At 71.3% G+C, this 16,370-nt stretch carries 13 protein-coding genes and 1 pseudogene; 7 read left to right on the forward strand and 7 right to left on the reverse strand.

Features of this window, described 5'->3' with window-relative positions:
• The first annotated feature begins 83 nt into the window (after positions 1–83).
• Entirely contained in the window at positions 84–1,259 is a 1,176-nt protein-coding gene (locus ACZ55A_RS13775) for a serine hydrolase domain-containing protein (RefSeq protein WP_468838794.1), read from the forward strand.
• A gap of 24 nt (positions 1,260–1,283) precedes the next feature.
• On the opposite strand, the gene ACZ55A_RS13780 is transcribed toward ACZ55A_RS13775, so the two are convergent.
• Entirely contained in the window at positions 1,284–2,990 is a 1,707-nt protein-coding gene (locus tag ACZ55A_RS13780; protein ID WP_468838796.1) for a glycerol-3-phosphate dehydrogenase/oxidase, read from the reverse strand.
• Positions 2,991–3,242: 252 nt separating this feature from the next.
• Between ACZ55A_RS13780 and ACZ55A_RS13785 the strand changes: the two genes are divergently transcribed.
• Positions 3,243–4,487: a nucleotide sugar dehydrogenase gene (locus ACZ55A_RS13785; protein ID WP_468838798.1), complete on the forward strand. Its 1,245-nt coding sequence runs from the start codon at positions 3,243–3,245 to the stop codon at positions 4,485–4,487.
• A 61-nt stretch (positions 4,488–4,548) separates the two neighbouring features.
• Here the strand turns inward: ACZ55A_RS13785 and ACZ55A_RS13790 are convergent, their stop codons facing one another.
• The 4 genes from ACZ55A_RS13790 to ACZ55A_RS13805 form a co-directional block, all read right to left on the reverse strand.
• The gene (locus ACZ55A_RS13790) at positions 4,549–5,664 is read right to left on the reverse strand and encodes a GuaB3 family IMP dehydrogenase-related protein (protein WP_468838800.1); all 1,116 of its coding nucleotides are present in this window, start codon (positions 5,662–5,664) and stop codon (positions 4,549–4,551) included.
• 114 nt (positions 5,665–5,778) lie between these two features.
• A complete protein-coding gene (gene guaB / locus ACZ55A_RS13795) occupies positions 5,779–7,281 on the reverse strand; it encodes an IMP dehydrogenase (RefSeq protein WP_468838802.1) in 1,503 nt (500 codons plus the stop codon).
• Positions 7,282–7,422: 141 nt separating this feature from the next.
• Positions 7,423–7,998 carry a sigma-70 family RNA polymerase sigma factor gene (locus ACZ55A_RS13800; RefSeq protein ID WP_040899000.1) on the reverse strand — a complete coding sequence of 192 codons (576 nt, stop codon included), beginning with the start codon at positions 7,996–7,998 and terminating at the stop codon, positions 7,423–7,425.
• 279 nt (positions 7,999–8,277) lie between these two features.
• Positions 8,278–8,889: a response regulator transcription factor gene (locus ACZ55A_RS13805; protein ID WP_003948568.1), complete on the reverse strand. Its 612-nt coding sequence runs from the start codon at positions 8,887–8,889 to the stop codon at positions 8,278–8,280.
• 381 nt (positions 8,890–9,270) lie between these two features.
• On the opposite strand from ACZ55A_RS13805, the gene ACZ55A_RS13810 reads away from it, so the two are divergent.
• Entirely contained in the window at positions 9,271–9,603 is a 333-nt protein-coding gene (locus ACZ55A_RS13810) for a WhiB family transcriptional regulator (RefSeq protein WP_468838804.1), read from the forward strand.
• A 143-nt stretch (positions 9,604–9,746) separates the two neighbouring features.
• Here ACZ55A_RS13810 and ACZ55A_RS13815 read toward each other — a convergent pair whose 3' ends face one another.
• Positions 9,747–10,673, reverse strand: a complete 927-nt coding sequence (locus tag ACZ55A_RS13815) for a LysR family transcriptional regulator (RefSeq protein WP_468838806.1) — start codon at positions 10,671–10,673, stop codon at positions 9,747–9,749.
• A 167-nt stretch (positions 10,674–10,840) separates the two neighbouring features.
• Between ACZ55A_RS13815 and ACZ55A_RS13820 the strand changes: the two genes are divergently transcribed.
• Entirely contained in the window at positions 10,841–11,506 is a 666-nt protein-coding gene (locus ACZ55A_RS13820; protein WP_468838808.1) for an MOSC domain-containing protein, read from the forward strand.
• A 73-nt stretch (positions 11,507–11,579) separates the two neighbouring features.
• Complete coding sequence (locus ACZ55A_RS13825; protein WP_468838810.1) at positions 11,580–12,353, forward strand: SDR family NAD(P)-dependent oxidoreductase; 774 nt, start codon at positions 11,580–11,582, stop codon at positions 12,351–12,353.
• A gap of 127 nt (positions 12,354–12,480) precedes the next feature.
• Here ACZ55A_RS13825 and ACZ55A_RS13830 read toward each other — a convergent pair.
• Positions 12,481–14,381, reverse strand: a pseudogene (locus tag ACZ55A_RS13830) (DUF2264 domain-containing protein).
• A 40-nt stretch (positions 14,382–14,421) separates the two neighbouring features.
• Between ACZ55A_RS13830 and ACZ55A_RS13835 the strand changes: the two are divergent.
• Positions 14,422–15,468: a hydroxyacid dehydrogenase gene (locus tag ACZ55A_RS13835; RefSeq protein ID WP_468838812.1), complete on the forward strand. Its 1,047-nt coding sequence runs from the start codon at positions 14,422–14,424 to the stop codon at positions 15,466–15,468.
• An 88-nt stretch (positions 15,469–15,556) separates the two neighbouring features.
• A complete protein-coding gene (locus ACZ55A_RS13840; protein WP_468838814.1) occupies positions 15,557–16,249 on the forward strand; it encodes an ester cyclase in 693 nt (230 codons plus the stop codon).
• Positions 16,250–16,370 lie beyond the last annotated feature (121 nt).

Genomic DNA, 16,370 nt, shown 5'->3' on the forward strand with positions numbered 1-16,370 from the left:
ATCCGCGCCCGTGCGGAAGGCCCGGGTCGGTGCCGGACGACACCGCGTACCCGTCATGATGGCCCCGACGAACGGGAGTCCCGATGACGATGTGCCCGCACTGGCCGGCCGTAGTGGCCGCGCTGTCCGCGCTGGCGCTGACGGCCTGCGGCGGTCAGGGCGCCACCGCCCGCGTCCCGCCGGCGGCAGACGCCCACCGGCCACCGGCGACGACGGTGCCGGCGCTGCACCGGCTGGTCGAGGACGGCGCTCCGGGTGCGGCGTCCCTCGTCACCCGCGACGGACGGTTCGGTGCCTCGCGGTTCTCCACGGCCGGCGTCTCGGATCTGCGCAGCGGCCGCAGAATGGCCGCCGGGGACCACTTCCGGGCCGGCAGCCTGACCAAGACCCTGGTCGCCACGGTCATCCTCCAGCTCGTCGCCGAGGGGAGGCTGACCCTGCACGACACCGCGGCCGCCCACCTCCCGCCGGGTGTGCCGGCCACGGGAAGCGGCGACCGCAGCGATCTGCGCAAGGTAACGGTCCGCCAGCTGCTGGACCACACGAGCGGCTTGTACAACTACACCGACGACCCCCGGCTCTCCCGGCAGCTGTACGGCAAGGGCTTCGGCACCCACCGCTACGACAGCCACACCCCGGCCGAGCTGCTGCGGATCGCCCTCAGCCATCCGCCGACCGCCGCACCGGGCACCCGTTACCTCTACTCCAACACCAACTACCTGGTGCTCGGCCTGCTCATCGAGGCGGTCACCGGCCACCCGTACGCCACCGAGATCCACCGCCGCCTCCTCGCCCCCGCCCGGCTCGACCACACCTCCTTCCCCGGGACCGATCCGGCGCTGCCCACACCGCACGGGCGCGCGTACACCCGCATCGGCGACCGGCGGGTGGACGCCACCTCGCTGGACCCCAGCCGGGCCGGCGCGGCCGGCGAGATGGTCACCACCCTGGGCGACCTCAACCGCTTCTTCGCCGCACTGCTCGGCGGCAGGTTCCTGGCGCCGCGCCAGATGGCCGAGATACGCAGCGAGAAGCACACCGGCGGCGCCTACGGCCTCGGCCTCTACGCGACCCGCCTGCCCTGCGGTGTCACGGTCTGGGGCCACAACGGCGACATCAACGGCTCCTTCGCCCAGACCGCGGGCACCGCCGACGGCCGTCACCTCGTCAGTTACCGCGTCAACACCGACGTCCTGGCCGACCAGGCACACGGTACGGAGGTCCTGACCGCGGAGTTCTGCGCGGCCCCGCGCTCCTAGGACACCCCCCCGGCCACGTACGGCCTACAGGGGGACGATGTCCGGCGCCCCCAGCCGCGCCGCATCCGCCGTCAGATCGTCGGGCTGCCGCTGCGATTCGCGCTCCGCCTCCACCCGCTTCTGGTAGTGCGCGATCTCCTTCTCGATCTGGTCGCCGTCCCAGCCCAGCGCGGGCGCCATCAACTCGGCCACCTCGCGGGCGCTGCGGGTGCCCCGGTCGAAGGTCTCGATCGAGATCCGGGTTCGGCGCGTCAGCACGTCGTCGAGGTGCCGCGCCCCCTCGTGCGTACAGGCGTAGACCGCCTCGGCGCGCAGGTAGTCGTCGGCCGCGGTCAGCGGTTCGCCCAGTGCGGGATCGGCCACCACCAGCTCCAGCAGCTCCTCGGTCAGCGAGCCGTAGCGGTTCAACAGGTGCTCTATCCGCGCCACATGCAGCCCGGTGCGCGCCGCGATCCGGGCCCGGGCGTTCCACAGCGCCTTGTAGCCCTCGGCCCCGACGAGCGGCACATCCTCCGTCACGCACTCCGCGACCCTCTGGTCGAGCCCGTGCACCGCCTCGTCCACCGCGTCCTTGGCCATCACCCGGTACGTCGTGTACTTGCCGCCCGCGACCACGACCAGCCCCGGCACCGGATGCGCCACGGTGTGCTCACGCGACAGCTTGCTGGTGGCGTCCGACTCCCCCGCCAGCAACGGCCGCAGCCCGGCGTACACCCCCTCCACATCATCCCTGGTCAACGGGGTGGCCAGCACCGCATTCACATGCTCCAGCAGATAGTCGATGTCCGCGCTGGACGCCGCCGGATGCGCCTTGTCCAGATCCCAGCCGGTATCCGTCGTCCCGACGATCCAGTGCCGTCCCCACGGGATGACGAACAGCACGCTCTTCTCGGTCCGCAGGATCAGCCCGGTCGACGAGTGGATCCGGTCCTTGGGAACCACCAGATGAATCCCCTTCGACGCCCGCACGTGGAACTGCCCGCGCTCACCGATCAGCGCCTGGGTGTCGTCCGTCCACACACCGGTGGCATTGACGATCTGCCGCGCCCGGATCTCGTAGTCGCCACCGCCCTCGACGTCCTCCACCCGCACCCCGACGACGCGCTCCCCCTCGCGCAGAAACCCCACCACCCGGGCCCGGTTGGCGACCTGTGCGCCGTAGGCGGCGGCGGTCCGCACCAGCGTCGCCACATAGCGCGCGTCGTCCATCTGGGCGTCGTAGTACTGGAGCGCGCCGACCAGCGCGTCCTTCTTCAGGCAGGGCGCCACCCGCAGCGCCCGCCTGTGCGACAGATGCCGGTGTACGGGCAGCCCGCGGCCGTGCCCCGACGACACCGACATCCCGTCGTACAGCGCCACACCGGAGCCGGCGTACCAGCGCTCCCAGCCCTTGTGCTGCAACGGGTAGAGGAACGGAACCGGTTTGACGAGATGCGGCGCCAGCCGCTCCAGCAGCAGCCCCCGCTCCTTGAGCGCCTCCCGCACCAGCGCGAAGTCCAGCATCTCCAGATACCGCAGACCGCCGTGGATGAGCTTGCTCGACCGGCTGGACGTGCCCGATGCCCAGTCGCGCGCCTCCACCAGCCCCGTGGACAGACCGCGCGTCGCCGCGTCCAGAGCGGTCCCCGCGCCGACGACCCCGCCGCCGACCACGAGAATGTCCAGCTCCCGCTCCGCCATTCGGGCGAGCGCCTCGGCCCGCTGCGCCGGTCCCAGTATCGCTGTCTTCACCGCTGCCTCCCGCTGCCGTCGGGGCCACTGTGATCGGGGGCCCTGCCCCGTCCGTCGATTCTGACCGCGCTATGAGCCGCTATCCACCCTCCGCTCAGTACGGCAACACCCGGCCACCTTGATCCACCAATCCCTATTCTGGGCCAAATATCCGCTTAGTCTACTTATGCACCAATCGCATACGTCGTGCGTTCACGTACGGCGCCTCCCGTCATCCGCACACCCCATCCGCTCGGGAAGGACGGCCGCAGCATGCCCGCAGATCTCGCCGTCATCGGACTCGGTCACCTCGGCCTCCCCCTCGCCCAGGCCGCCACCACCGCCGGTATCGGCACCCTCGGCTACGACCCCGACCCGCACGCCGCCCTCACCGGCGCCGACGGTCCGCTGTCCGCCACCGAACTCCGCCGTCTGCTCTCGGCCGGCTTCCGCACCACCGCCGACCCCGCCGCCCTCGGCCGGGTCCGTACCGCCGTCATCTGCGCGCCCACCCCGCTCAACGAGGACCGCGCCCTCGACCTCACGGCCATCGCCGACGCCGCCCGCACCCTCGCCGCGCAGCTGCGCCCGCACACCACGGTGATCCTGGAATCCAGTGCCTACCCGGGCACCACCGAGGAATTCCTGCGCCCCCTCCTTGAGGCGGGCTCAGGCCTCACCGCCGGCCGCGACTTCCACCTCGCCTGCTCCCCCGGCCGCCACGACCCCGGCAACCGCACCCACCGCTACGCCAACACCCCCAAGGTCATCGGCGGCCTCACCCCCGCCTGCACCGAGGCGGCCGCCACCTTCTACGGCCGCCTCACCGACAAGGTCGTACGCGCCCGGGGCACCCGCGAGGCCGAGACGGCCAAACTCCTCGAAACCAACTACCGCCACATCAACATCGCCTTCATGAACGAGATGGCGGTCTTCTGCCATGACATCGGCGTCGACCTGTGGGACGTCATCCGCTGCGCCGAGACCAAGCCCTTCGGCTTCCAGGCCTTCCGCCCCGGCCCCGGCGTGGGCGGCCACGCGGCCCCCATCGACCCCAACCACCTTTCCTACAAGGGCCGTTCACCGAACCACCCGCTGCGCATGGTGGAACTCGCCCAAGAGGTCAACGGCCGTATGCCCCGCTACGTCATCCAGCGCTGCGCCACACTGCTGAACGAACACGGCAAGTCCGCCCGCGGCGCCCGCGTCCTGCTGCTCGGCGTCACCTACAAGCCGGACGTCGGCGACCAGGCGGGCTCACCGGCCTGGGAGATCGCCTCCCGCCTGAGGGAACTCGGCGCGCACGTCACGTACCACGACCCCTACGTCCCCCGCTGGACCGTCCTCGACCGCCAAGTCCCCCGCGCCGACTCCCTCTACGAGGCCGCGGCCGCCGCGGACCTCACCGTCCTCCTCCAGGCCCACCGGACCTACGACCTCCAGGGCCTGTCCGTAAAAGCCCAACTCCTCCTCGACACAAGAGGAGCCACCCCAACGGGCGCCGCCCACCGCCTGTAAGCCGGAAGCCCGGCCACACCGTGGTGTGGCCGGGCTTCCGGTCGTTTCGACGCGGGAGGAACTACCGCCGCGGCGCGACCGTGACCTCAACCCGCTGGAACTCCTTGAGCTCCGAGTACCCCGTGGTGGCCATCGCCCTGCGCAGCGCGCCGAAGAAGTTCATCGAGCCGTCCGGGATCGTGGACGGGCCGAGCAGGATCTCCTCCGTCGTGCCGACCGCACCCAGGTCCATCCGCTTGCCGCGCGGCACGTCCTCGTGGACCGCCTCCATGCCCCAGTGGTGGCCCCGGCCCGGCGCGTCCGTCGCGCGGGCCAGCGGGGAGCCCATCATCACCGCGTCGGCGCCGCAGGCGATCGCCTTGGGGAGGTCGCCGGACCAGCCCACGCCGCCGTCGGCGATGACGTGGACGTAGCGGCCGCCGGACTCGTCCATGTAGTCACGGCGGGCGGCCGCGACATCGGCGACCGCGGTCGCCATCGGGACCTGGATGCCCAGGACGTTACGGGTGGTGTGCGCGGCACCGCCGCCGAAGCCCACCAGCACACCGGCCGCGCCGGTCCGCATCAGGTGCAGCGCCGCGGTGTACGTGGCGCAGCCGCCGACGATGACCGGGACGTCCAGCTCGTAGATGAACTGCTTGAGGTTCAGCGGCTCGGCAGCGCTCGACACATGCTCCGCCGAGACCGTGGTTCCCCGGATCACGAAGATGTCGACACCCGCGTCCACCACGGCCTTGGAGAACTGCGCCGTGCGCTGCGGGGAGAGCGCGGCGGCGGTGACGACGCCCGCGTCGCGCACCTCCTTGATGCGCTGCCCGATCAGCTCTTCCTTGATCGGCGCGGCGTAGATCTCCTGGAGGCGACGGGTCGCCGTCGCCTCGTCCAGCTCCGCGATCTCGGCGAGCAGCGGCTCCGGGTCCTCGTAGCGGGTCCACAGCCCTTCCAGGTTGAGGACGCCGAGGCCACCCAGCTCACCGATGCGGATCGCGGTCTTCGGGGAGACCACCGAGTCCATGGGAGCGGCCAGGAAGGGCAGCTCGAAACGGTAGGCGTCGATCTGCCAGGCGATCGAGACCTCCTTCGGGTCGCGGGTGCGGCGACTGGGTACGACGGCGATGTCGTCGAATGCGTATGCCCGGCGGCCGCGCTTGCCGCGCCCGATCTCGATCTCAGTCACGTGTGTGGCCTTTCCCTCTACGTCTGCGTCTCCAGTATCCCCGACGCGTTGGAGCCCGCGGCCGGGGTGCGGCCGCGGGCTCCACGGTAAGGCCGTACGACGCCGGCCCCGCGGTCAGCGCCGGGAGTAGTTCGGCGCCTCGGTGACCATCTGGACGTCGTGCGGGTGGCTCTCCTTGAGGCCCGCGGCGGTGATCCGGACGAAGCGGCCCTTCTCCTTGAGCTCGGGGATGTCGGCGGAGCCGACGTAGCCCATGGAGGCGCGCAGACCGCCGACGAGCTGGTGGGCGACCGAGGCCAGCGGGCCGCGGTAGGGCACCTGGCCCTCGATGCCCTCGGGCACCAGCTTGTCCTCGGAGAGCACGTTGTCCTGGAAGTAGCGGTCCTTGGAGAACGACCGGCCCTGGCCACGGGACTGCATCGCACCCAGCGAGCCCATGCCGCGGTAGGACTTGAACTGCTTGCCGTTGATGAAGACCATCTCGCCCGGCGACTCCTCGCAGCCGGCCAGCAGCGAGCCCAGCATGACGGTGTCCGCACCGGCCGCGATGGCCTTGGCGATGTCGCCGGAGAACTGGAGCCCGCCGTCGCCGATCAGCGGCACACCGGCCGCGTGGCACGCCTGCGCCGCCTCGTAGATGGCCGTGACCTGGGGTACGCCGATGCCGGCGACCACACGGGTGGTGCAGATCGAGCCCGGACCGACGCCGACCTTCACACCGTCGGCGCCCGCGTCGATCAGCGCCTGGGCGCCGTCGCGGGTGGCGACATTGCCGCCGACGACATCGACGCTGATGTTGGACTTGATCTTGGCGATCATGTCGAGGATGCCGCGGCTGTGGCCGTGCGCGCTGTCCACGACGAGGAAGTCGGCACCGGCCTCGACCAGCGCCTGCGCCCGCTCGTAGGCCGCATCGCCGACGCCCACCGCGGCACCGACGACCAGCCGGCCCTCGGCGTCCTTGGCGGCGTTCGGGTACTTCTCGGCCTTCACGAAGTCCTTGACCGTGATCAGGCCCTTGAGCACGCCCGCGTCGTCGACCAGCGGCAGCTTCTCGATCTTGTGGCGGCGCAGCAGCTCGATCGCGTCGTCACCGGAGATGCCGACCTTGCCGGTGACCAGCGGCATCGGCGTCATGACCTCGCGGACCTGCCGGCTGCGGTCCATCTCGAAGGCCATATCGCGGTTGGTGACGATGCCCAGCAGCTTGCCCGCGGCATCGGTGACCGGCACCCCGCTGATGCGGAACTTGGCGCACAGCGCGTCGGCCTCGGCGAGATCGGCGTCCGGGCGGACCGTGATCGGGTCGGTGACCATGCCGGACTCGGAACGCTTGACCAGGTCGACCTGGTTGGCCTGGTCCTCGATGGACAGGTTGCGGTGGAGCACGCCCGCCCCGCCCTGCCGCGCCATGGCGATGGCCATCCGCGCCTCGGTGACCTTGTCCATCGCCGCGGACAGCAGCGGGATGTTGACCGTGACGTTGCGCGAGACCCGGGACGCGGTGCTGACCGCGTTCGGCAGCACCTCCGACGCACCGGGCAGCAGCAGCACGTCGTCGTACGTCAGCCCGAGCATGGCGAATTTGGCGGGCATACCGTCGACGTTGTCACTCATGACACCTTCCCCAATGCTCTTGCCTCAGCGCGGACTCCCATGCTAACGGCCTAGAGAAGTGTCCCAATCCACGAGCGATGAGGGCCTCGTCACTTGTGCGTTTCTACGGCGACATCGAGTCGTCACCGAGAGGGCCCGCGGCTACTGCTCGGCGAGCGCCCGCAGTCTGCTCAGCGCACGGTGCTGGGCGACCCGGACCGCCCCGGGCGACATCCCCAGCATCTGCCCGGTCTCCTCGGCCGTCAGCCCGACGGCGACCCGCAGCAGCACCAGCTCACGCTGATTCTCCGGAAGATTCGCCAGCAGCTTCTTGGCCCACTCGGCATCACTGCTCAGCAGCGCCCGCTCCTCGGGGCCGAGGGAGTCGTCCGGCTGCTCTGGCATCTCGTCGGACGGCACTGCCGTGCTGCCCGGATGCCGCATCGCGGCGCGCTGAAGATCGGCGACCTTGTGGCCGGCGATCGCGAAGACGAACGCCTCGAAGGGCTTGCCGGTGTCGCGGTAGCGCGGCAGCGCGCAGAGCACCGCGACACACACCTCCTGCGCCAGATCCTCGACGAAGTGCCGGGCATCGCCCGGCAGCCTCGACAGACGGGTACGGCAGTAGCGCAGGGCGAGGGGGTGCACATGGGCCAGCAGGTCATGAGTGGCCCGCTGGTCTCCCTCTACGGCGCGTGCGACGAGATCGCCGATCTCCTGCTTCCCGTCCTCACGCATCGGACCATGGTGCCTTGGTGCCGCTCGATCCGCGGCATCAGGTCCGCACTTGTGCACCGAAGCGTTATGAGCGGCAGGTGCGCCGGCTGTCATCTCCTGCGCCCTCCCCTCGTGCCCGACCGACCCGTCCCCGAGGAACTCCATACCTCCAAGGATGCGGCACCGCGCGGCGAATCGGACCGCCGTCGTACGCGGGCGGTTGCGGGGCACCATGCCACCCCGCCCGCCACAGGGCGGGCGGGGATCTTCACTCCCCCGCATCGCTGCACGTCACAACGCCTAGCGGACCAGTCCCCAGCGGAAGCCGAGCGCCACCGCATGCGCCCGGTCGGAGGCGCCGAGTTTCTTGAACAGGCGCCGTGCGTGGGTCTTGACCGTGTCCTCCGAGAGGAACAGCTCACGGCCGATCTCGGCGTTCGACCGGCCGTGGCTCATGCCCTCCAGCACCTGGATCTCGCGCGCGGTGAGCGTCGGTGCGGCGCCCATCTCGGCGGACCGCAGCCGGCGCGGGGCGAGCCGCCACGTCGGGTCGGCCAGCGCCTGGGTCACCGTCGCCCGCAGCTCGGCGCGCGAGGCGTCCTTGTGCAGATAGCCGCGGGCACCGGCGGCGACCGCGAGCGCGACACCGTCGAGGTCCTCGGCCACCGTGAGCATGATGATCCGGGCGCCGGGATCGGCGGACAGCAGTCGGCGCACGGTCTCGACCCCGCCGAGACCGGGCATCCGTACGTCCATCAAAATCAAGTCCGAACGATCGGCACCCCAGCGGCGGAGGACTTCCTCGCCGTTGGCCGCGGTCGTCACACGCTCGACGCCGGGCACGGTCGCAACCGCCCGACGGAGCGCCTCTCGGGCAAGCGGGGAGTCGTCGCAGACGAGGACGGATGTCATGACCGCCCTCCGCAGCTGATGCGCGTCACCTTGAGCCTCCAGGCTGGTACGTATCGTCACCTGTGCGATTGACGGCCGCTCGGACACCTGCCCGAGGGCTACCTCTGCCAATCGCCTCCGCACACTCAACGACGGTCACTCGAAAGAGTTACGGCTTCGATGACCGAGTTCAGCACGCTCCGTGAGGAGCCGGATACGCAGACGACTCGTCGGGCGGCCGGCATCCGCGCGTGCACCCTATGCCCTATTTGGCTCTCTTTCTTCCATTTTCGCGTGGACTGCGGCTAGATTCGCAATGAGTCATATTTACATCTACTTCGACAGTAGATGTACGGTCGTGAGCACCGAGCCCGAATCCGCATCGCTTCGAGGGGACAAGCAATGGCAGATTTCTCCCGCCTCCCGGGCCCGAACGCAGACCTCTGGGACTGGCAGCTGCTGGCCGCCTGCCGCGGCGTGGACAGCTCTCTCTTCTTCCACCCCGAGGGCGAGCGCGGAGCGGCCCGCAGCGCGCGTGAGACATCGGCGAAGGAAGTCTGCATGCGCTGCCCCGTGCGGGCCGAGTGCGCGGCGCATGCGCTGGCCGTTCGCGAGCCCTACGGGGTCTGGGGCGGACTGACCGAGGACGAACGCGAGGAGCTGATGGGCCGGGCCCGCCACCGGCTGATCCCCGCAAGCTCCATGACGGGTCACTCGGGCGCGCAGGGCGCCTGACACCCACGAGCACGCCGTCCCTGAAGAAACGTTCCTGCACAGTGAACGGCTGCCGGGAGCGGCAGTTCCGTCTGTCCGTCGGCACGTGCCGGCGGATTCCTGCACGTCGGGCGCCTGCCCGGCGCCCCTCGCCGTCCTGCCCCTCAGGGCGTGGGAGCGCCGCGGCCCGCGGCGTCCGCCAGCTGGTCGAGCGTCGCCGCGACGGCGGGGACATGGGCCAGATCCGGCAGCGTGAGGGCGACGATCTCCCGGTGCACCGCGGGCTCCATCCGTATCGCGGTGGCCCCCTTGGGGCGCACCGACTCCAGCGTCAGCTCGGGCAGCGCGGCGACCCCCAGCCCCGCCCCGACCAGACCGATCACGGCCGGATAGTCGTCCGTCGCGAAGTCGATACGCGGGGTGAAGCCCGCGCTCTCGCAGACCTCCACCAGGTGCCGGCGGCATCGCGGGCAGCCCGCGATCCACGGCTCGTCGGCCAGCTCGGCGAACCGCGCGACACCGGCCTTCGCCAGCCGGTGGCCGTCCGGCACCAGCCCGATCAGCCGGTCCGCCAGGATCGGCCGCACCACCAGGTCGTCCCACTCGGCCGCGGCCGCCGGGTCCGCACCGCGCACCTCCGGGTAACGGAAGGCCAGCGCGATCTCGCAGTCGCCGTTGCGCAGCATCTCGATCGAGCGCGGCGGCTCGGCCTCGACCAGCGAGACCCTGGTGCCGGGGTGCCGGGCGCGCATCGTCGCCAGGGCTGTCGGCACCAGCGTCGAGCTGCCCGAGGGGAACGACACCAGCCGCACCCGCCCCGCCCGCAGGCCCGCGATGGCCGCGACCTCCTCCTCGGCGGCGGTGAGGCCGGCCAGGATGCCGACGGCGTGCCGTACGAGCGCCTCGCCCGCCTGCGTCAGCCGCATCTCCCGGCCCGCGCGGACCAGCAGCGGGGTACCGGCGGAATGCTCCAGCGCCTTCATCTGCTGGCTGACGGCCGGCTGGGTGCAGCCCAGCTCGCGTGCTGCGGCGGAGAACGAGCCGGTCCTGGCGACGGCGCGCAGCACACGGAGATGACGGGCCTCGATCATGCTTCGAGCATAAGCGAGTCTTGGGGCTTTCGGGGAAAATGGGTTCGCCCCCTTTGGGTAGGGGTAGTTAGCGTGGTTCGGTGGCGTTGGTGCGCCGTGTGCGGGGCGGCAGAACCGCAGGCGGGGACGGGTCCACGGACCACGCCGATCAAGCAACGGAGCGTCGTATGAAGCTGCTGACCGTGAATCTGGGGCGGCCCGTCCCGTCCGCGCACACCGACGCCCCCGGCGGCACCGGCATCGACAAGCGGCCCGTGAACGGCCCGGTGGCGGTCAGCGCCCCCGGACCCCGGGGCACCGGCGGCAGCGGGCTGGCCGGCGACGCGGTGGTCGATCTGCGCCACCACGGCGGCGACGACAAGGCCGTGTACGCCTACGCCCGCGAGGACCTGGACGTCTGGGAGCGGGAGCTGGGCCGCGTACTGGCCAACGGCGCCTTCGGCGAGAACCTCACCACCTCGGGCATCGAGATCACCGGCGCCCGTATCGGCGAACGCTGGCGGATCGGTCCGGAGCTGCTGCTGGAGGTGAGCAGTCCGCGGATCCCCTGCCGCACGTTCCAGGGATGGCTCGGCGAGCGCGGCTGGCTGCGGCGGTTCACCCAGGCCGGGGTGCCCGGCGCCTATCTGCGGGTGATCGAGGCGGGCGAGATCCGCGCCGGGGACGCCGTGACGCGGGTGCACCGCCCGGAGCACGAGGTGACCATCGGGCTGATGTTCCGGGCGCTGACGACCCGGCGGGAGCTGCTGCCCCAGCTGCTGGACGCGGGGCGGGCGCTGCCGGAGGAGGCGCGCCGGAAGGTCATGAAGCACCTGGAGCGGACCGGGGGTTGACCGGACCGGCGTGACCCGGGCGGAGCCTGGGCCTCCGGTGCGGTCGTCATACGGGGCGGATAGCGTGCCCCGTATGACGACTGCACTGATCACGGGAGCGACGGCGGGCATCGGGGCGGCGTTCGCCCGGCGGCTCGCGAGCGACGGCCACAGCGTGGTGCTGGTGGCGCGCGACGAGAAGCGACTGCGCGAGCAGGCCACCGAGTTGCACGACCGGCACGGCATCGAGGCGGAGGTGCTGAGCGCCGATCTGTCCACCGAGGAGGGCATCGCCGCCGTCGAGGCCCGGCTCGCGGACGCCAGGCACCCGGTCGATCTGCTGGTGAACAACGCCGGCTTCGGCAACAAGGGCGAATACCTCGAAGTCCCGATGGCCGACGAGCTGACGATGCTGAAGGTGCACTGTGAGGCGGTGCTCCGGCTGACCACGGCCGCGGTGCGCGGAATGCGGGACCGGCGGCGCGGCGCGGTGGTCAATGTGGCGTCGGTGGCGGCGTTCGTACCGCGCGGCACGTACGGCGCGAGCAAGGCGTGGGTCGTGCAGTTCACCCAGGGTGCGGCGCGCGATCTGGCGGGCAGCGGGGTACGGCTGATGGCACTGTGCCCGGGGTTCGTACGGACCGAGTTCCACCAGCGGGCCGGCATGGGGACGGACAACATCCCCGGCTGGATGTGGCTGGACGCGGACAAGCTGGTGGACGCGGCGATGAAGGACCTGGTGCGCGGGAAGTCGCTGTCCATCCCCGATCCGCGGTACAAGGCGCTGATGGGTGCGGTGAAGCTGGCACCCCGGGGTGTGCTGAGCGGACTGACGTCCCGTACGGGGCGGAAGTACGGGCCGCGCTAGAGGTTGTGCTGCCCACGTGTTCGTCCGTCCCGCCGTGTGGGTTTCTCACCGTGGCGCCTGCGGCGGGCTGGGTGGTTGTCGGGTGCGGTGACGGGCCTCCGGGGTCTTGTTTGTGGACTGCTTCGCTCTACGTCCACAAACAAGACCCCGGAGGCCCGTCCCCTCCCGTGGGTGGGTGGGGTAGGGCCAGGTGGGTGGAAGTGCCGTCGTCGTGCCAGGTGACGCGGATTTCGTGGCCGGTGACGTGCGTTGTTGCCAGGGCCTGTACGGGTGCGGGCTCCGGGTCCCCCGTCAGGGAGGTCAGGGCCACGAAGAGCGTGCCCCGGGGGTCTGCCGTGGTCGCGCCTCCAGGACGGCGGTTCCGGTGCGCGGGCCGAAGGGCGTGCTCCCCGTAGGGGTTCGGCGGGGCGGCCCCTCGTAGCCGTGGACCGGATGGAGCTGGGCTGACGGGCCATCGGGGGTGGTGGCCCAGCCCGTCTGGCGTACGGGGGTGCCCGGGGCGGCGCCGGTGACCAGGTGGGCGCGGAGTTCGGCGCGGCCGTGGGCGACGGTGGCGGACAGGATCCGGACGCCGGGGAGGCCGGTGCCGTCGGCGAGGCGTGGGGTGTGGGTGGAGGAGGCCCAGTCGGGGCCGGTGGTGTGCGGGGTGGCCGGCCCGCGGGTGGTGGGGCGGCCGTCGATGAGCAGGGCGAAGTGGTTGTCGGGGAGGTCCGGGCCGGCGGGGGTGGGTGCCGTGGGGCCGGTGCGGGTGGAGTAGGCGAAGCGGGCGTAGTACGGGTCGGGGGCGGCCGAGGTGGAGTTGCTGCCGTGGTTGTGCAGGCGGACCAGGCCGTCGGATGCGGTGGACTGGAGCAGCAGGCCGGTGGGGCCGAAGTGCTTGACGGTGTCGGCGGTTTCGGCGGGGAGGGGTTCCTCGGTGGCGGTCCAGGCGGGGTGCCCGGCGGGGAGCAGGAGGCCGAGGAATCCCTTGGCCGCCCAGTAGGGGGACCCCGGGCCCGAGTAGTCCTGGAGCATCGGAGGGTACGGCCCGTACCAGCCGAGCGGCAGCAGACCGTCCTCGGTGACCGCGCCGTGGTCGAGGAAGTGGCGCAGCGCCCCGGAGGCGAGGCGGCGGGTGGCGCCGGGGGTGAGCGGGGTGTGGCCGGTGAGGGCGCCGAGCCAGGGGGCGGCGGTGGCGGCGAAGCGGTAGGTGAGCGAGCGGCCGAAGGGCAGCGGTGCGCCGTTGGCGTCGAAGAGGCGGGCGTAGTCGTCGAGTTGGGCGTGCAGCCGGTCGCCGTAGCGGGCCAGGAGGGCGGGGTCGGCGCCCAGGTGGGCGTGGAGGACCGGGTAGAGGTGCAGCGCCCAGGCGTTGTAGTGGTCGAAGGCCCGGTTGGCGCCGTCGGAGTACCAGCCGGCGCCCCCGTACCAGTCCTCGATGCGGGTCAGCGCGCGGTCGACGGCGGCCCGGGCGCGTACCGGTTCGATGCCCGCGTCGAACAGGAAGCCGCCGACGGTGAGGCCGAAGAGCCACCAGTTGTTGTCGACGGGGGACGGCCCGAGGGCGGGCAGCAGCCAGTCGGTGAGGCGCGTGCGGGTGGGCCCGTCGAGGGTGTCCCAGAGCCAGGGGCGGGTCAGCCGCAGGCCCAGGGCGAGTGAGGCGGCTTCCACGTAGGCCTGGCGGATGGTGTCGATTCGGGGCCAGGAGTCGGGGTCGGCGGTGGTCAACTCCCTTGCGGTGGTGGGCTTCCGGGTTCCCGAGGCCAGCCCTTCGGCATAGCGCGGGAGGTGGGCGTGCGGATCGTGGCCGTTGCTGCCGGCGACCCGGAGCGCGGCGAGCAGGAACGTCCGGGCGAAGCCTTCGAGGCCGTCGGAGCGGGGGCCGGAGCAGCTGGGGCGAGGGCCGGGGAGGGTGAGCAGGCCGTGCCGTGGGGAGAAGTGGGGGCGGGTGGCACACAGCAGACCGTCGGCCGTGGCCTCCCAGTGGGCGCGGGTCCAGCCGGTGCAGGGGCTGAGCCTGCGGTCCTCGGGCGGGAGGGGGAAGGAACGCACTCGGGTATCTCTTCCCCACCAACCGTCAAGGGAAGCTCATATGGCCACACCAGCCCCCACGGGAAGGCCCCCCGGAAAGCGGCCCGCCCTGCTGCTGTCGATGGGCCCCGGTATCGCCGACCGGCTCCTCGATGCCCGCCACCACACCCGCCTCGCCGCGCTGGTCCGCACCGACTCCCGCCTCGTCGCCCACGAGCTGGCCGACCCCACCCCCGCCGTCGCCGCCGCCCTCGCCGACGCCGAAGTGCTCCTCACCTGCTGGGGCGCGCCCCCGCTCACCGACCGGGTCCTGGAAGCGGCGCCCCGGCTCCGCGCCGTCGTCCACGCCGCCGGATCGGTCAAACACCACATCACCGACGCCTGTTGGGAACGCGGTATCGCCGTCACCTCGACGGCTTCCGTCAATGCGCTGCCCGTCGCCGAATACACCCTCGCCGCGATCCTCTTCGCCAACAAGCGCGTACTGCACTCCGCTCAGCGCTACCGCACCCTGCGCGCCCCGCACGACTGGCAGCAGGAGCTCGCCGGCGCCGGCAACTACCGCCGCACCGTCGGCATCATCGGCGCCTCCCGCATCGGCCGCCGGGTCATCGAACTGCTGCGGCCGTTCGATCTGCGCGTCCTGCTGTACGACCCGTACGTGGACGCCGCCGAGGCCGGCCGGCTGGGCGCGACGCCGGTCCCCCTCGGCACCCTCTGCGCCGACAGCGACATCGTCAGCGTGCACGCTCCCCAGCTGCCCGCCACCCACCACATGCTGGGCGCCCGCGAACTCGCGCTGATGCCGGACGGCGCCACCCTCATCAACACCGCCCGCGGCTCGCTCATCGACGAAACGGCCCTGCTTGCCGAGCTGGTGACCGGCCGTCTCCACGCAGTCCTGGACGTCACCGATCCCGAACTGCCGCCCCCCGACTCCCCGTTGTACGACCTCCCGAACGTCCTACTCACCCCGCATATCGCCGGCTCCCTGGGCGGCGAACTCCACCGCATGGCCGACCGGGCGCTCGACGAGGTGGCGCGGTTCGCGTCCGGCCTGCCCTTCACGGACCCGGTGCACCCGGCGGACCGGAACCGCTCGGCCTGACACCGTCAAGAGCCGCATTCCTCACTAAGATGGACGTATCGATGCATCTTGACCCCGCGCATCGCGCCCAGCCCATAAGGGAGGCGCCATGAAATTCGTACAAATAATCGACTACAAGACCGAGCGGCCCGAGGGCATGAACGCGCTCATGGACAAGTGGGTCGAACAGACCAAGGGCAAGCGGACCGCCACCCACAGCCTCATCGGCAAGGACCGGACCGACGCGTCCCACTACGTCGAGATCGTCGAATTTCCTTCGCACGAAGAGGCGGTGAAGAACTCCCAGCTGCCGGAGACCGACCGGATCTTCCGGGAGATGACCGAGCTCTGCGACGGAATGCCGTCGTTCACCGACCTCGACGTGGTCCGGGACGAACAGTTGAACACCGCAACTGCCCGCCGGTTCTTCCACGAGATCGCCGTCGGGGGCAACCTCAACGCCATCGACGAGGTGTTCGCGGCCGACTACCGGGACCACGACATCATCAAGGAGGAGGAGACCACGGTCGGGTCCGACGTCATCCGCGGCGACGTCTCCTCCTGGCGGGCCGCCTTCGAATTCACCTTCAACCTCGAAAGCCAGATCGCCGAGGGCGACGACGTTGCTACGCGCTGGACCTGGACCGGCACGCACAAGGGCGCATTCATGGGCATCCAGCCGACCGGCACGGTGTGCACCATGACCGGGGTGACGACCTTCCGGTTCCACGACGGAAAGATCCAGGAAGGCTGGTGGCACTACGACCTCATACGCCTGATGCGGCAGCTCGGCGCGCTCTGACCAGGCCATCGAGACAGCAGACGGCAAAGCGGAAGGCCCCTGTTCCCGTCGCTCACGAGCGGGAACAGGGGCCTTTCTGCCGGTTACCCGGCCGACTGCACGGCTACCCGGCGGCTATGCG

Source organism: Streptomyces sp. NPDC034111, assembly GCF_055575375.1.

Coding starts and splice junctions, on each gene's coding strand:
- ACZ55A_RS13785 (WP_468838798.1), top strand. CDS start 3,243: ATGCCCGCAGATCTCGCCGTCATCGGACTCGGTCACCTCGGCCTCCCC.
- guaB (WP_468838802.1), bottom strand. CDS start 7,281: ATGAGTGACAACGTCGACGGTATGCCCGCCAAATTCGCCATGCTCGGG.
- ACZ55A_RS13825 (WP_468838810.1), top strand. CDS start 11,580: ATGACGACTGCACTGATCACGGGAGCGACGGCGGGCATCGGGGCGGCG.
- ACZ55A_RS13835 (WP_468838812.1), top strand. CDS start 14,422: ATGGCCACACCAGCCCCCACGGGAAGGCCCCCCGGAAAGCGGCCCGCC.
- ACZ55A_RS13775 (WP_468838794.1), top strand. CDS start 84: ATGACGATGTGCCCGCACTGGCCGGCCGTAGTGGCCGCGCTGTCCGCG.
- ACZ55A_RS13820 (WP_468838808.1), top strand. CDS start 10,841: ATGAAGCTGCTGACCGTGAATCTGGGGCGGCCCGTCCCGTCCGCGCAC.
- ACZ55A_RS13815 (WP_468838806.1), bottom strand. CDS start 10,673: ATGATCGAGGCCCGTCATCTCCGTGTGCTGCGCGCCGTCGCCAGGACC.
- ACZ55A_RS13840 (WP_468838814.1), top strand. CDS start 15,557: ATGAAATTCGTACAAATAATCGACTACAAGACCGAGCGGCCCGAGGGC.
- ACZ55A_RS13810 (WP_468838804.1), top strand. CDS start 9,271: ATGGCAGATTTCTCCCGCCTCCCGGGCCCGAACGCAGACCTCTGGGAC.
- ACZ55A_RS13800 (WP_040899000.1), bottom strand. CDS start 7,998: ATGCGTGAGGACGGGAAGCAGGAGATCGGCGATCTCGTCGCACGCGCC.
- ACZ55A_RS13805 (WP_003948568.1), bottom strand. CDS start 8,889: ATGACATCCGTCCTCGTCTGCGACGACTCCCCGCTTGCCCGAGAGGCG.